Source organism: Streptomyces sp. NPDC030183 (assembly GCF_055573455.1).
Genome location: NZ_JBVIBK010000019.1, coordinates 59,970 through 73,680, shown reverse-complemented (window position 1 = coordinate 73,680; position 13,711 = coordinate 59,970). Strand labels below are relative to the sequence as shown.

The 13,711-nt window shown below is 71.4% G+C and carries 12 protein-coding genes and 1 pseudogene; 8 read left to right on the top strand and 5 right to left on the bottom strand.

The genetic code is table 11. The features are described from left to right. Window positions 1-104 precede the first annotated feature (104 nt). From phoU to ACZ4Z2_RS23215, 4 genes are all read left to right on the top strand, one after another. Entirely contained in the window at window positions 105-794 is a 690-nt protein-coding gene (gene phoU, locus ACZ4Z2_RS23230) for a phosphate signaling complex protein PhoU (protein WP_468078563.1), read from the top strand. A 230-nt stretch (window positions 795-1,024) separates the two neighbouring features. Next, window positions 1,025-1,186 carry a hypothetical protein gene (locus ACZ4Z2_RS23225; protein ID WP_468078562.1) on the top strand — a complete coding sequence of 54 codons (162 nt, stop codon included), beginning with the start codon at window positions 1,025-1,027 and terminating at the stop codon, window positions 1,184-1,186. 242 nt (window positions 1,187-1,428) lie between these two features. Continuing rightward, window positions 1,429-1,677, top strand: a complete 249-nt coding sequence (locus ACZ4Z2_RS23220; RefSeq protein WP_468078561.1) for an SCO4226 family nickel-binding protein — start codon at window positions 1,429-1,431, stop codon at window positions 1,675-1,677. Between the two features lie 408 nt (window positions 1,678-2,085). Then, window positions 2,086-2,955: a GNAT family N-acetyltransferase gene (locus tag ACZ4Z2_RS23215; RefSeq protein WP_468078560.1), complete on the top strand. Its 870-nt coding sequence runs from the start codon at window positions 2,086-2,088 to the stop codon at window positions 2,953-2,955. Between the two features lie 426 nt (window positions 2,956-3,381). Here the strand turns inward: ACZ4Z2_RS23215 and ACZ4Z2_RS23210 are convergent, their stop codons facing one another. After that, window positions 3,382-3,831 (bottom strand): hypothetical protein, encoded by a 450-nt coding sequence (locus tag ACZ4Z2_RS23210; RefSeq protein WP_468078559.1) that lies wholly within the window; start codon window positions 3,829-3,831, stop codon window positions 3,382-3,384. Between the two features lie 268 nt (window positions 3,832-4,099). After that, window positions 4,100-4,861, bottom strand: a complete 762-nt coding sequence (locus ACZ4Z2_RS23205) for a phosphoglyceromutase (protein ID WP_468078558.1) — start codon at window positions 4,859-4,861, stop codon at window positions 4,100-4,102. 225 nt (window positions 4,862-5,086) lie between these two features. Here ACZ4Z2_RS23205 and ACZ4Z2_RS23200 point away from each other — a divergent pair. Further along, window positions 5,087-6,287 (top strand): annotated as a pseudogene (locus ACZ4Z2_RS23200) (MDR family MFS transporter); the annotation flags it as partial. A 404-nt stretch (window positions 6,288-6,691) separates the two neighbouring features. Here ACZ4Z2_RS23200 and ACZ4Z2_RS23195 read toward each other — a convergent pair. Together ACZ4Z2_RS23195 and mshA are read right to left on the bottom strand one after the other, a co-directional pair. Next, window positions 6,692-7,222, bottom strand: coding sequence for a type III secretion system chaperone family protein (locus tag ACZ4Z2_RS23195; protein WP_468078557.1), 531 nt, complete (start codon window positions 7,220-7,222; stop codon window positions 6,692-6,694). A 122-nt stretch (window positions 7,223-7,344) separates the two neighbouring features. Then, the gene (gene mshA, locus ACZ4Z2_RS23190; protein ID WP_468078556.1) at window positions 7,345-8,682 is read right to left on the bottom strand and encodes a D-inositol-3-phosphate glycosyltransferase; all 1,338 of its coding nucleotides are present in this window, start codon (window positions 8,680-8,682) and stop codon (window positions 7,345-7,347) included. A 196-nt stretch (window positions 8,683-8,878) separates the two neighbouring features. Between mshA and ACZ4Z2_RS23185 the strand changes: the two genes are divergently transcribed. The 3 genes from ACZ4Z2_RS23185 (at window position 8,879) to ACZ4Z2_RS23175 (ending at window position 13,152) form a co-directional block, all read left to right on the top strand. Beyond that, the gene (locus ACZ4Z2_RS23185; RefSeq protein ID WP_468078555.1) at window positions 8,879-9,799 is read left to right on the top strand and encodes a class I SAM-dependent methyltransferase; all 921 of its coding nucleotides are present in this window, start codon (window positions 8,879-8,881) and stop codon (window positions 9,797-9,799) included. Window positions 9,800-10,134: 335 nt separating this feature from the next. Then, a complete protein-coding gene (locus tag ACZ4Z2_RS23180) occupies window positions 10,135-11,250 on the top strand; it encodes a C40 family peptidase (RefSeq protein ID WP_468078554.1) in 1,116 nt (371 codons plus the stop codon). 483 nt (window positions 11,251-11,733) lie between these two features. After that, window positions 11,734-13,152, top strand: coding sequence for a PP2C family protein-serine/threonine phosphatase (locus ACZ4Z2_RS23175; protein WP_468078553.1), 1,419 nt, complete (start codon window positions 11,734-11,736; stop codon window positions 13,150-13,152). Window positions 13,153-13,252: 100 nt separating this feature from the next. Here ACZ4Z2_RS23175 and ACZ4Z2_RS23170 read toward each other — a convergent pair whose 3' ends face one another. After that, window positions 13,253-13,597 carry a DUF2516 family protein gene (locus tag ACZ4Z2_RS23170; protein WP_468078552.1) on the bottom strand — a complete coding sequence of 115 codons (345 nt, stop codon included), beginning with the start codon at window positions 13,595-13,597 and terminating at the stop codon, window positions 13,253-13,255. Window positions 13,598-13,711: the final 114 nt, after the last annotated feature.

Here is a 13,711-nt window from a genome sequence, read left to right as displayed (position 1 = left end):
GCTTCCGGAGAATGGGGGCACGGCCGTCGGTGTGGCGGCACGGCTTTCGGGCACGGCCTTTTCGGAAACGCACGAGCAGACGCACGTAAGAGAGGGACACCCTGATGCGGGACGCGTACCACGAGGAACTTGACTCGATCGGTGAGGGCCTGGTCGAGATGGCCCGCCTGGTGGGGTCGGCGATCGGACGCGCCACGACGGCGATCCTGGACGCCGACCTGAAGCTGGCGGAGAGCGTGATCGAGGCCGACCAGAAGGTCGACGACCTCCAGCACGGCCTGGAGGCCCGCGCGATAGCCCTGCTGGCCCGGCAGCAGCCGGTCGCGACGGACCTCCGTATCGTCGTGACCTCGCTGCGCATGTCCGCCGACCTGGAGCGTTCCGGCGACCTCGCCCAGCACGTGGCCAAGCTCACCCGGTTGCGCTTCCCCGAGCGGGCGGTCCCGCGCGACCTGCACGCCACGATCCTGGAGATGGGCCAGCTCGCGCAGCGGCTCATGGCCAAGGCCGCCGAGGTCATCATCACCAAGGACGTCGACCTGGCGCTCCAGCTGGAGCAGGACGACGACGCGATGGACCTCCTCCACCGCACGCTCTTCCAGCACCTGATGGACGACCGCTGGAAGCACGGCATCGAGACCGCCGTCGACGTCACCCTCCTCGGCCGCTACTACGAGCGCTTCGCCGACCACGCGGTCTCCGTCGCCAAGCGGGTGGTGTACCTGGTGACCGGCGAACACGCGGACGAGCTCCAGGCCGAGATCCAGCCGGTGACGGGGGTGGAGGGGGCGTAGGCGGCGTACGCGGCGTACGGGGGGCGCCCGGCGGTTTCGTGGGCGCGGCGGGTGGAGGCTCTTGAGGGCGCGCGGGTCTGGTGGGAGGGGCGTGCGGGCCTGACTGAGGGCGGGCGCGCAGCACCTCCGCCGGGCGTAGGGACGCCTCCATGCGCCGTTGATGCGCCCGGCTGAACCGGCATGCAATGGGGCATCCAATGGGCACAGGCACCAGCCTTCGAGGAGGGACCATGGCCGAATCCCCCGCCAGCCCCAGCACGCCCGACCCGACCCAGACCCGGGACACGCAGCAGCCAGCCGACATCAAGTCCCTGCCCCTGTTCGGCGCCTGCGGCTGCGGGTCCGGCTGCGCGTGCGGATGCCAGTCCGGCAACCCGTGCCAGTGCGGCTGAGCGGCAGGCGGTCACGCTTGTCGGTGGGGACACAAGGGACGTAGACGCAGGGAGGAGGGGCGGCCGGTCGCGAGGCCGAGCCCCGTCTCCCTTCGTCTTCTCCTCTCATCGTCTCCCTGCGTCGCAGGGTGCGGGCATCCAGCGCGGCCGTCCGCGAATGGGCGCAGCATGGAGGTACGGCCGAGTACGGCCGAGTACGGCCGAGTACGGCCGAGTACGGCCAGGAGAGAAAGGTGCCAGCCATGGCGAAGTTCATGGACGTACACCACGGGATGAAGGGCATCACGGCCGAGCAGCTGCGCGAGGCGCACCAGGCCGATCTCGCCATAGAGAAGGACGAGCACGTCCACTTCGAACGTGCGTGGGCCGACCCCGAGTCCGGCACGGTCTACTGCCTCTCCGAGGCCCCCTCCGCCGAAGCGGTCCAACGCATCCACGAACGCACCGGCCACAAGGCGGACGAGGTGCATCCGGTGCCGCTGACGGTCTGACGGGACCGGTCGTAGGGGCTCGGACGAACCGAGGGCCGTGGCAGCGGTGGCGGTGGCGATTGCGGCCACTATCCCGCGACGCGCGCGGCTTCCGGTGAGGGCCGGGGGCCCAGGCACCCCGATCGCGGGCGCGGCGCCTCCCTCGGTCAGGCCCGGAGGCCAGCCGCAGCCCCGCCCCGAACCGCACCGCGCCGACCGCGTTGCACTGCACTGCACCGCCGCACCGCCGAACGGCCGCACGGCCGAACGGCCGCACCAGACCGATCGCACTGCACCCCCACTCTGCACTGCATCGCATCCCTGGCGGGCGCTGGCCCCCTGTGTCGCGGCTGGCACCGGCTGCCTCGCGGCTGGCCGATCTCCACGCATCCGCCACCCCTCCGCCGGGGCTGTCCGGGATCATGAGGCATGCGTCCGGATGACTGGCACCTGACCGAAGACGTCGACGAGTTCCTCGCCCGAGCGGGAGATTTCCTGCGGTCGCGGCCCGCCCTGCACACCACGCCGCTCTCGGTGACGGAGAAGCTCCGCACGCTGGGGGCGGACGCGTACGAGGGCCGGTTCCCCGTGTTCGGTCGGCTGGAGAGAGGGGGCGAGGTCGAGGCGACGTTCTACCGCTTCCCGTCGCGCGGAATGAACGTCACCACGCTCACTGGGGAACAGGCGGACAGTCTCGCGGCCCGTCTGGTGGCGCTGGGGTGGGCCCTGCCCGCCGTCACGGCCGACGAGAACACGGTCGCGGCGTTCACGGAGGCGTGGCACCGGCGGACGGGGGCGACGGCGACACCCCGCGTCCGGCTTCGCCTGTACCGCCTGGGCACGCTGACACCGCCGGAGCCGTATCCGGAGGGCCGGGGCCGACCCGTGGGCGACGATGACCGGGAGCACCTCATGCAGTGGTGCCGTGCGTTCGCGGCGGACGTCGAGGAGGACGTCACGATCGACGCCGCGACGTGGGCGAGCACCCGCTTCGCCGAGAAGAGCTACACGTACTGGGAGACCCCGGACGGCACCCCCGTCTCCATGGCGGGCGTGAACCCGATGGTCGCCGGCATGGCCCGGGTGGACCCGGTCTACACCCCGGCCCACCTCCGCGGCCGCGGCTACGCGGCAGCGGTGACGACGGAAGTGAGCCGAGCCGCCTTGACCGCGGGCGCCACGGACGTGGTCCTCTACACCAACGCGGCCAACCCCACGAGCAACGCCCTCTACCAACGCCTCGGCTACGTCCACCTCACGGACGTCGCGGTACACGACTTCACGTACGCCGCGTCGTAGGGTCGGGGCGCCTCAGCCGAGAGCGGAACCGGGGCGTGGAGGGATGAACGAGGGGAACCGTGGGACTGGGACGCAAGGGAGCACGACGCATCGTGGTCGGGGGAACGGCCTACCGGTGGCGGCTACGACGCAGACCCACGTACTTCCAGGCGCTGGCGTGGACGCCGTGCACGTACGCGGTCGAGCATGAGGACGCACGGGGAAAAATCCTCGTGGTGACCACCGCCAAGCCACACCCGAGCAACTGGTTCGGACGCGAGGCACACCCAGTACTGCCGTCCGACGTGGCCCACGCAGTCGAACTCGCCCTGTCCCGAGGCTGGACCCCGACCCAGCCGGGCTCCCCTTTCATCCTCGACCTCTCCGCTGGCTTCACACCGTCACCCTGAACAGGAGCCTCGCGTTTGGGGTTTGCTCAGTCGAGGGTCACCAGGATCCAGAGGCTGAGAGAAGCAAGCTCCCGACGCCTATGGCTGCGTGGAGCACAACCCAGAGGACCCAGATCTTCATTCTGAAGATTCGGGGGAACTTGGCCCGATGCTCCGCGCGGTTCTCCGCGATGAGGCGTGACAGGTTGATCTCCGGGTGACGGAGCCCCAGTTCCTGACGCAAACCGTCCGCGAGCCCGGAGTGGACGGCCCAGCGCTCTCCGTACTTCGCACTCGCCGCCGCGCCGAAGGTGCCCAGTGCGCACAGGGGGAGCGTCAAGCCCAACGTCGAGGCACTCAAGCCCTCTTGCTGGGTCAGAAAGCCCAGAGCCGCAGCCGTCACGATGATCACGATGTTGGTCAGTGCGGCTCGCTGGTTCTCCATCTGCCGAGCTTCCTCGCGCTGCCCCTTCCACAGTGCAAGCAGAACATCAGACTCATCCGCCATGGACCCCTCCCCCTGAGAAACCGGTCCCCAAGCCCCAGGAAAGCCCGACAGAAGCCTTCAGCCAAGAGGGCGTCGCCCTGAGCCAAGCCTCTTATCCAGATCCCCCTGCTTCAGCTCATTTGCAAGCACGAATAGCCAGCCAATGGTGAGCGCGCTGGCAGGGACCAGCGTCCGTCGCCTCCGTCGTCGCACCTGACGGCCCAGGCCGGCCACCAGAAAGCCCCCTGCCAGCGGAGAAACCGCAGGTAGGGGGCTTGTTCGTGGGCGCTTACTTCTTCTTGCCCTGGTTTTTGACTGCTTCGATTGCTGCTGCGGCTGCCTCGGGGTCGAGGTACTTGCCGCCGGGGGTGACCGGGGTGAAGGAGGCGTCGAGTTCGTAGTAGAGGGGGATGCCCGTGGGGATGTTCAGGCCCGCGATGTCGGCGTCGGAGATGCCGTCGAGGTGCTTGACCAGGGCGCGGAGGCTGTTGCCGTGTGCGGCGACGAGGACCGTGCGGCCCGCGAGGAGGTCGGGGACGATGCCGTCGTACCAGTACGGGAGCATGCGGACGACGACGTCCTTCAGGCACTCCGTGCGGGGGCGCAGCTCCGGCGGGATCGACGCGTAGCGGGCGTCGCCCGACTGGGAGTACTCGGTGCCGTCCTCCAGCGGGGGCGGCGGGGTGTCGTACGAGCGGCGCCACAGCATGAACTGCTCCTCGCCGAACTCGGCGAGCGTCTGCGCCTTGTCCTTGCCCTGGAGGGCGCCGTAGTGGCGCTCGTTCAGGCGCCAGGAACGGTGGACCGGGATCCAGTGGCGGTCCGCGGCCTCGAGGGCCAGCTGGGCGGTGCGGATCGCGCGCTTCTGGAGGGAGGTGTGCAGCACGTCGGGCAGCAGGCCGGCGTCCTTCAGCAGCTCACCGCCGCGTGTCGCCTCCTTCTCGCCCTTCGACGTGAGGTTGACGTCCACCCAGCCGGTGAACAGGTTCTTCTCGTTCCACTCGCTCTCGCCGTGGCGGAGGAGGATCAGCTTGTACGGTGCGTCGGCCATGGCCCCGAGCGTAATCGACGGCCGGGAGGCCCCGCCCGTATGGCCGACAGGCGGACAGTTCCGGCGGACACCGCGATGGCCGGGTGGCGGCCGGGTAGCGGCCGGGTAGCCGGGTGGCCGGGAGAGTCGTCAGTTGACGGTGTCTGTTAATTGGGTGGTCCTGGCCTCACCCCCGTCCGTAAGTTGTGTTCGCCGCTTTAGCCGCTTACGTCGTGGGGGACCGCCATGCCACTCGCCGCTGCCAGACGCGCTGTCCGGGAGTCCGTCTCCGGGCTGCCCCGTGAGTTCTGGTGGCTGTGGACCAGCACGCTGGTCAACCGGCTCGGCGCGTTCGTCGCCACCTTCATGGCGCTCTATCTGACGCTCGACCGCGGCTACTCCGCCTCCTACGCCGGACTCGTCGCCTCCCTCCACGGGCTCGGCGGTGTCGTCTCCTCCCTCGGCGCCGGCGTCATGGCCGACCGGCTCGGGCGGCGGCCCACACTGCTGATCGCCCAGGCGTCGACGGCCTTCTCCGTCGCCCTCCTCGGCTTCGTCCAGGACCCCGTCGCCATCGCCGCCGTCGCCTTCCTCGTCGGCGCCACCAGCAACGCCTCCCGGCCGGCGGTGCAGGCGATGATGGCGGACATCGTGCGGCCCGAGGACCGCGTCCGCGCGTTCTCCCTGAACTACTGGGCCATCAACCTCGGCTTCGCCGTCTCCTCCATGGCCGCCGGTTTCATCGCCGAGGTCAGTTATCTCGCCGGCTTCCTGATCGAGGCCGGCATGACGCTCGTCTGCGCGATCGTCGTCTTCCTGAAGCTGCCGGAGTCCCGGCCGGAACGTACGACGGCGGAGAAGGCCGCCGCGGACGAGGTCGGCCTCGGGACCGTGCTGCGCGACCGCCGGTTCATGAGCGTCGTCGGGCTGTCCTTCCTCGTCGCGGTGATCTTCCAGCAGGGCTCGGTCGGGCTGCCCGTCGCCATGGGCGAGGCGGGCTTCACGCCTGCCGACTACGGCCTCGCCATCGCCGTCAACGGCGTGCTGATCGTCGCGCTCCAGATCCCGGTCACGCGTTTCATCGAGCACCGCGACACCGGGCGGCTCCTCGTCATCTCGTCCGTGCTCGCGGGGTACGGCTTCGGTCTCACCGCCTTCGCCGGCTCGATCGGGGTCTTCGCCCTCACCGTCTGCGTGTGGACCCTCGCGGAGATCGTCAACGCCCCCACCCAGACGAGCCTCGTCGTCCGCCTCTCCCCCGTCCACGGCCGGGGCCGCTACCAGGGCATGTACACGATGTCCTGGTCCGTCGCCGCCCTCGTCGCGCCCGTGATGTCCGGTGTCGTCATCGACCGGTGGGGCGCGGAGTGGCTGTGGGGGCTGTGCGCGGTGGTGGGGACCGTGGCGGGCGCCGGGTACTGGCTGTTGATGCGGCGGATGCCGGAGGCGGACCCTGCGGTGGAGCACCTGCCCACCGAGCCGCCGGTGAGCGAGGTCGCGGGCAAGGGCGAGGGGGAGGCGGAGATCGTGGCTGTCATCGAGGGGGAGGCCGTGGCAGGCATCAAGGGGGAGGCCGTGGCAGTCATCGAGAGGGAGGCAGTGCCAGTCATCGAGGGGGAGGCCGTGGCAGTGGTCGAGACGGCAGGGGCAGGTGTGGTGCAGGCCGTGGCCGTGGTCGACGCTGTGCCGGGGGTCGAGGCGGTGCCGGTGGCGGTACCCGTGGTCGAGACCGCGCCCATCGTCGAGGCGGGGGCGAAGCCGGCGGGCGCGGTCGCCGAGCCGACGGGCGCCGTCGCGACGTCTGCCGCCGGCGCCGGCGCCACGGCACCGGACGCCGGTGCCGGCGATCAGCTATGACCGACCGCCCGCCCCTTGGTCCCCCGCGGCCCCCGGCACCCCCGCCCCCCGCGTCAGATGGCTGAACGCGTCCAGGTTGCGGGTCGACTCCCCGCGTGACACCCGCCACGCGTACTCCTTGCGGATCGCGGAGGCGAAGCCCAGCTCCAGGAGGGTGTTGAAGGCGCCGTCCGCCGCTTCCAGGACCTGGCCGAGGAGGCCGTCGATGCTCTCGGGGGTGATCGCGGCGAGCGGCAGCTTGGCGGTGACGTAGACGTCGCCGAGCTGGTCCACGGCGTAACTCACGCCGTACAGCTTGAGGTTGCGCTCCAGGAGCCAGCGGTGGACGCCCGCCTCGTTCTCGTCGGGGTGGCGGATCACGAAGGCGTTGAGGGAGAGGGAGTGCCTGCCGACGAGCAGGGAGACGGTCGTGGAGAGTTTGCGCGTGCCGGGGAGCTTCACGACGTAGTTGCCGGGGCCCGGGCTATCCCACTCCAGCTCGGCCTCGGTGAGGACCTGCTCGATGATCGACGCTGCGTCAGCCATGGGGCGAGCGTACCCGCCGGTAGGGCCGGGCGTACGGCCCCCGGTGCGGAGGCAGCGGGCCGCCTCGCGGTAGGCGTATGACGCCGGTGAGGGAGAGGGGCGCCCCGTGCGGGGCGTACCGCCTAGCCGTGGGCCCTGAGCCCCTGCCGCCGGTGGTCGTGTGTCGCCGCCGTGTACACGTCGGCCGTGGCCTGCGCGGCCGTGTCCCAGCCGAAGGACCCGGCGTGGCGGGCCGCGGCCTCGCCCATGCGGGCGGAGAGGCCGGGGGTGTCGGCGAAGTCGCGCAGCACGCGCGCGTACGCCGCCGGATCGTGCCCCTGGACCAGGAAACCGGTGTGGCCGTCGCGCACCGCGACCGGGAGACCGCCGACCGCGGCCGCCAACACCGGCGTACCGGCCGCCTGCGCCTCGATCGCGACGAGCCCGAACGACTCGCTGTAGGACGGCATGACCAGCACGGACGCCGCGCGGAACCAGTCCGCGAGCTGCTCCTGGCCGACCGGCGGCCGGAACCGTACGACATCGGCGATACCCAGGCGCGCCGCCAGCTTCTGCAGGCCCTCCGGCTTGGCCAGCCCGCTGCCGCTCGGTCCGCCCACGACCGGGACGACGATCTTCGACCGCAGTTCGGGCCGCTCGCCGAGCAGGACGGCCACGGCGCGCAGCAGCACGTCGGGGGCCTTGAGGGGCTGGATGCGGCCGGCGAACAGGGGGATCAGCGCGTCCTGCGGCAGGCCGAGGCGGGCGCGGGCCGCGGCGCGGCCGTCGGCGGGGCGGAAGCGGTCGAGGTTCACACCGGGGTGGACGACGGCCACCTTGGCGGGGTCGGCCTCGTAGTGGCGTACGAGTTCGTCGGCCTCCTCCGCCGTGTTGGCTATGAGGCGGTCGGCGGCCCGTACGACCTGGGTCTCGCCGATGACGCGGGCGGCGGGCTCGGGGGTGTCGCCGAGGGCGAGCGCGGCGTTCTTGACCTTCGCCATGGTGTGCATGGCGTGGACGAGGGGGACGCCCCAGCGTTCGGCGGCGAGCCAGCCGACGTGGCCGGAGAGCCAGTAGTGCGAGTGGACGAGGTCGTAGTAGCCGGGGCGGTGGCCCGCCCACGCCTGCATCACCCCGTGCGTGAAGGCACACAGTTGGGCGGGCAGGTCCTCCTTCGCCAGGCCCTCGTACGGGCCCGCGTCGACGTGCCGGACGAGGACGCCGGGCGCCAGCTCGACCTTGGGCGGGAGGGCGGCCGTGGTGGCCCTCGTGAAGATCTCCACCTCGATGTTGAGCGCGGCGAGCCGTTGCGCCAGCTCCACGATGTAGACGTTCATGCCGCCGGCGTCGCCCGTCCCCGGCTGGTGGAGCGGTGAGGTGTGCACGGACAGCATCGCCACGCGGCGGGGTTTCCTGTGCAGTCTCAACCGTGAAGCGGCGGTCGGAGAGCGTCGCCCGAGCCTGCTGACGTAGTGGCTCACGTGGCGTTCCTCCTTGCTGCGGGCATGCCGGTCGGAGGGCGTGCGGACCCTCTCGGCAGGGGGAACACCGGACGAGGCGGTTCCATTTCCTCTTTGCAAAACAATTACCGGCCATCGCTCAACCGTTCGATCACCGCGCGGCACACGACCGGGGGCGGAGCCCCGTGAACCGACCGTCCCCCATACGCTCAAGCCCATGGCACGACCCGTCGGCACGGTGACCCGCGGCACCACCAACCCCAACCGTCTGCGCCGCATGGACCGCTGGATCGCGGCGACCCACGGCGCCGAACTCCGCCGCGCCACCACCCCGCTCGCCGTGGACCTCGGCTACGGCGCCGCCCCCTGGACCGCGCTGGAGCTCCTACGACGCCTGCGCGCGGCAGCGCCCCGCACCGAGGTCGTCGGCATCGAGATCGACCCGGCCAGGGTCACGGCGGCGCAGCCGTACGCGTGCGAGGGCCTGACCTTCCGGCACGGCGGCTTCGAGGTGCCCGTGCCGGGCCGGCCGACCCTCATCCGGGCGGCGAACGTCCTGCGGCAGTACGACGAGGAGGAGGTCGCCGCCGTGTGGGAGCGGCTGTGCGCCCGCCTCGCCCCGGCCGACCCGCCCTCGCCCGACGGTCCGACCGGCGGTCCGTCCTCACCCGGCGGCGCGTCCTCCCCCGGCGGTCCGTCCTCACCCGGCGGTCCCTCCTCCCCCGGCGGACTGCCCGTCTCCACGGGCGGACTGCCCGTCTCCACGGGCGGGCTGCTCGTCGAGGGCACCTGCGACGAGATCGGCCGCCGGCACGTCTGGGTCGCCCTCGGCCCGGAGGGCCCCCGCACGGTCACCTTCGCCACCCGGCTCGGCTCCTTGGAACGCCCCTCCGACCTCGCCGAGCGCCTCCCCAAGGCGCTGATCCACCGCAACGTCCCGGGCGAGCCCGTCCACGCCTTCCTCCGCGACTTCGACCGCGCCTGGGCCGCCGCCGCCCCCTACGCCTCCTACGGGGCCCGGCAGCGGTGGATCCGCACGGTCCGTGATCTGCGCGCGGACTGGCCGGTGCGGGACGGAGTCACCCGCTGGCGCCAGGGTGAAGTGACGGTGGCCTGGGAGGCGTTGGCCCCGCGATGACACGTCACCGCGCCCTCCTGACGTGAGGGAACGAACCCGGTGAGTCGTTCGTCACACAAGCGGGGGCGCGGTCATGCGGGAGGGACGAGGGGGGAAGGGAGTTGTTGCCCACCTCTGTCGCATTGCGCGACTCCATGGCACGATCACTCGGGCACCGGAAGTTACTGACGGTTAATCAGTTCCTTGTCGACCGGATCCCTGGCGATCAAATCTCTGGCGATCGGATCCCTGGCGATCACGTATCCGTCGATCAGGTCTCTGGCGATCAGGTATCCGTCGATCAGGTCTCTCCGGTGTGAGTCGTCAGTGCTGGGACGGGTTTGGGGGCAACGGGTATGGGAGCCGGCAAGCGGAGGCTGACCATGGTGGCCGTGGCCGTGGTCTGCGCGATGACCGTGCTGGGCGCACCGGTCACCGCGTACGCGAGCCAGACACAGCCGACCGACCCGACCCCGGTACCCACTCCCTCCCCGTCGGGTACGGGCACCTCCGACGCGGACTCCGCGCCGGTCACCAACGAGGAGTTGGAGGCCGTACGCGCGAAGCTGGAGGGTCTCTACCACGACGCCGCGGTCGCCACGGACGCGTACAACGCGGCGGAGGAGAAGGCCGACAAGCAGTCCGCCGAACTCGTCGACCTGGCGAACGAGATCGTCGAGGGCCAGGAGAAGCTGGACAAGTTGCAGGACCTGATCGGCGCCGCGGCCCGCGCCCAGTACCGGGGCGGCAGTCTGCCGCCCGAGGTGCAGCTGTGGCTGAGCGAGAACCCCCAGGAGTTCCTGGAGGGCGCGGACCGGTTGCGCCAGGGGCAGTTGGCGACCAAGGGTCTGCTCGCCGAGATGAACCGCACGCAGGACGACCTGGAGCAGTACTCCAAGGACGCCTCCGCACGCTGGGAGAAGCTGGAGGCGAACCGCAAGGCCAAGGAGAAGGCCAAGAAGAAGATCAAGAAGCAGATCGCCGCCGCCGAGAAGCTGGAAGCGGACCTGGAGGACGACGAGCGGGAGCGCCTGGCCGAGCTGGAGGAGGATGCCGCGCGGCAGAAGCAGGCCGCCTGGCTGGACTCCGGCATCCTCGACGAGATCGACGGCAAGGCGTCGGAGCAGGGCAAGAAGGCCGTGAAGTTCGCGACGGACCAGATCGGCAAGGCGTACGAATGGGGCGCCGAGGGCCCTCGGACGTACGACTGCTCCGGCCTCACCAGCCAGGCGTGGCTCGCGGCCGGCCAGGGCATCCCCCGCACCTCGCAGGAGCAGTGGCGGCAGCTCAAGCGCATCCCCGTCGAGGACATGCGCCCCGGTGACCTGGTCATCTACAACGCCGACGCCAGCCATGTCGCCATGTACATAGGCGACGGCTCGATCGTCCACGCCCCGCGTCCGGGGCGGACGGTGACGATCACGGGAGCGGGAACCATGCCGATCCTGGGGGTCGTACGCCCGGACGCGTGACCGGGGGCTGAGAGGCGCCGACCGCCGGGGCCCAACACGCCACCGGGCCCGACCCGTCGGGCGGACTCCGGCGCACCCGGCCCCGCGCGGCCGGGCACAACTCACCGTCACCCCGCGCCCATTCCGCCCCCAATGCATCTAAATCCCGCGAACTCACGAGCCACTCGCGGCCCCTCGACGGCCCCTCGACGGCCCCACGGCGGCTCCCAGACGCGCACTCGGCGCTCACGTGACCCACGGCACGTGACTCTCACCACCTTCGGCCGTCGACTGAACCCCGATCGCGTGACATACGTCATCCCAGGGGAAAGCCCTGTCATGTCCAAATGCGGTACTTGATGCGGCATATGACGGTGGCCGATTGCCGCCAGCCGCCCCGCCAAGCATTCCGTTGCGGCGGCGCCTGACGCTATGGTCCCCGTCGGTGGGTCGAGGTCCCTCGCCCCGCCCGTGCCCTCGGGGGGAGGGAAGGAACCCAAGACGATGCCCGTACCCGTACCGCGGCAGAGAGCCATCCCGGCCGTGGAGAGTGGTCAGGCGCACGCCGTGTCCGCACCCAGCGGCCCATCCGGAGAGGGGGCGGCCTTGAACGCCTCGGCCCAGGCCCCTGCCGACAAGTCCACACACCCGGCCGATCCGGCCGCCGGTACCGTCGCCCAGACCGGCCCCACCAACCTCACGGTGCTGCTGATCGAGGACGACCCGTCCGGTTCGCTCAACGTGCCCGAGTTGCTCGACTCCGCGGGCAAGCCGATCCGCGTCCGCACCGCCCGCAACCTCACCGAGGCCCAGCGGCTGCTGACCGACGACGTCAACTGCATCCTCCTGGACCTGGCGCTGCCGGCCCCGGGCCGCGTCCCCGACGCCCCGGCCACCCCCGGCGGCGGCACCGCGACGGACACCGTCACCGGCATCGACGAACTCTCCGTCCTCAAGCACGTCCTGGAGCTGGCCCCCCGCCACGCCGTCCTCGCCCTCACCGACTCCGGTGACGCCGAGCGCGGGGCGGAGGCCGTGCGGGTCGGCGCGCAGGACTACCTGTTTCGCGACGAGCTCGACGACCGCCTGCTGAGCCGCGCGATCCGTTACGCCGTGGAGCGGAAGCGGTCGGACACGGCCGAGCGCCGGCTCACCGAGTCCCGGCTGCGCGCCCAGGAGAACGCGCGCCTGGAGCGGGGCCTGCTGCCGACGCCCCTGCTGGAGGGTTCGTCCCTGCGGTTCGCCGCGCGCTACCGGCCAGGCCGTTCCCGGGCGCTGCTCGGCGGCGACTTCTACGACACCGTCCGCACCCCAGACGGCACGGTCCACGTCATGATCGGCGACGTCTGCGGGCACGGCCCGGACGAGGCGGCGCTCGGCGTGGAGCTGCGCATCGCCTGGCGGGCGCTGACGTTCGCGGGGCTGTGCGGTGACGAGCTGCTCTCCACGCTCCAGCGCGTCCTGGAGCACGAGCGGGAGAACGACGAGATCTTCGCGACGCTCTGCACGGTCGACATCGCGCCCGACGGCCGCCGCGCGGGCCTGTGCCTGGCCGGCCACCCGTCGCCGCTGATCGCCCGCCACGGCCGGGACGGCGCCGCGCCGCCGGCCGAGCTGCTGCCGTACGACAACAGCGGCCCGGCCCTCGGGCTGCTGCCGAACGCGCGCTGGCCGCGCACCCAGATCGAGCTGGGCGCCGCCTGGAGCCTGATGCTCTACACGGACGGGCTCATAGAGGGCCGTATCGGCGAGGGCAAGGAGCGCCTCGGACAGGACGGCATGGTCGCGATGGTCCGCCGCCAGCTCGCCGAGGGCCTGCGCGGCGAGGAGCTGCTGCGCGCCGCGGTGAACGAGGTACGCGACCTCAACGGCGGGGAGCTCACCGACGACGTGGCCGTACTCCTCCTGGACCGCGAGGGCTGACACGCGGCGCGGTGATCCTCGGCGCGGTGATCCTCGGCGCGGTGATCCTCGGCGCGGTGATCCTCTACCACGCGGAGGCGCGGCGGCGCGGGTCGGCCGGTCAGCGGCCGCCGTTGTACGGCCCGTACGGTCCGTCGCTGCTGGAGCCGCGGCGGCCGCCCCGGCCACCGCCGCCGGAGATCTGCCGCACGGCGGGGCGTACGTCGACGATGTAGACGATGCTGGCGATGAGGCCGATGATCGGCAGGAACGACAGGAGCGGGAACAGCAGGCTCACGACGAGCGCGATCCCGAGGATGATCAGCCAGAACACCTTGGTCTGCTTGTCCGTCGCGCGGAACGCGTCCTCACGCCGGAACGTCGCGTCGATCAGCGCGAACGCGGCGAGGGCGATCACAGCGAGCTGCAACAGCCCCATGAACCCAGCGAAGCCGCTCATCAGCATGCCGCCCACCACCCGTTTCTCTTCGCCCTCGCGGCTCTCACGGTCACGGTCTTCCGAACACTCCTACGGGGCCACCGTACCCGTAAGAACGGGCCGGACACCCCAAAGGTGCCC

What these genes read in the sequence shown, in the direction of transcription:
- ACZ4Z2_RS23180 (WP_468078554.1), top strand. Translation starts at nt 10,135, where the DNA reads ATGGGAGCCGGCAAGCGGAGGCTGACCATGGTGGCCGTGGCCGTGGTC.
- ACZ4Z2_RS23195 (WP_468078557.1), bottom strand. Translation starts at nt 7,222, where the DNA reads ATGGCTGACGCAGCGTCGATCATCGAGCAGGTCCTCACCGAGGCCGAG.
- ACZ4Z2_RS23205 (WP_468078558.1), bottom strand. Translation starts at nt 4,861, where the DNA reads ATGGCCGACGCACCGTACAAGCTGATCCTCCTCCGCCACGGCGAGAGC.
- ACZ4Z2_RS23220 (WP_468078561.1), top strand. Translation starts at nt 1,429, where the DNA reads ATGGCGAAGTTCATGGACGTACACCACGGGATGAAGGGCATCACGGCC.
- ACZ4Z2_RS23175 (WP_468078553.1), top strand. Translation starts at nt 11,734, where the DNA reads ATGCCCGTACCCGTACCGCGGCAGAGAGCCATCCCGGCCGTGGAGAGT.
- ACZ4Z2_RS23185 (WP_468078555.1), top strand. Translation starts at nt 8,879, where the DNA reads ATGGCACGACCCGTCGGCACGGTGACCCGCGGCACCACCAACCCCAAC.
- ACZ4Z2_RS23215 (WP_468078560.1), top strand. Translation starts at nt 2,086, where the DNA reads ATGCGTCCGGATGACTGGCACCTGACCGAAGACGTCGACGAGTTCCTC.
- ACZ4Z2_RS23225 (WP_468078562.1), top strand. Translation starts at nt 1,025, where the DNA reads ATGGCCGAATCCCCCGCCAGCCCCAGCACGCCCGACCCGACCCAGACC.
- phoU (WP_468078563.1), top strand. Translation starts at nt 105, where the DNA reads ATGCGGGACGCGTACCACGAGGAACTTGACTCGATCGGTGAGGGCCTG.
- ACZ4Z2_RS23170 (WP_468078552.1), bottom strand. Translation starts at nt 13,597, where the DNA reads ATGCTGATGAGCGGCTTCGCTGGGTTCATGGGGCTGTTGCAGCTCGCT.
- ACZ4Z2_RS23210 (WP_468078559.1), bottom strand. Translation starts at nt 3,831, where the DNA reads ATGGCGGATGAGTCTGATGTTCTGCTTGCACTGTGGAAGGGGCAGCGC.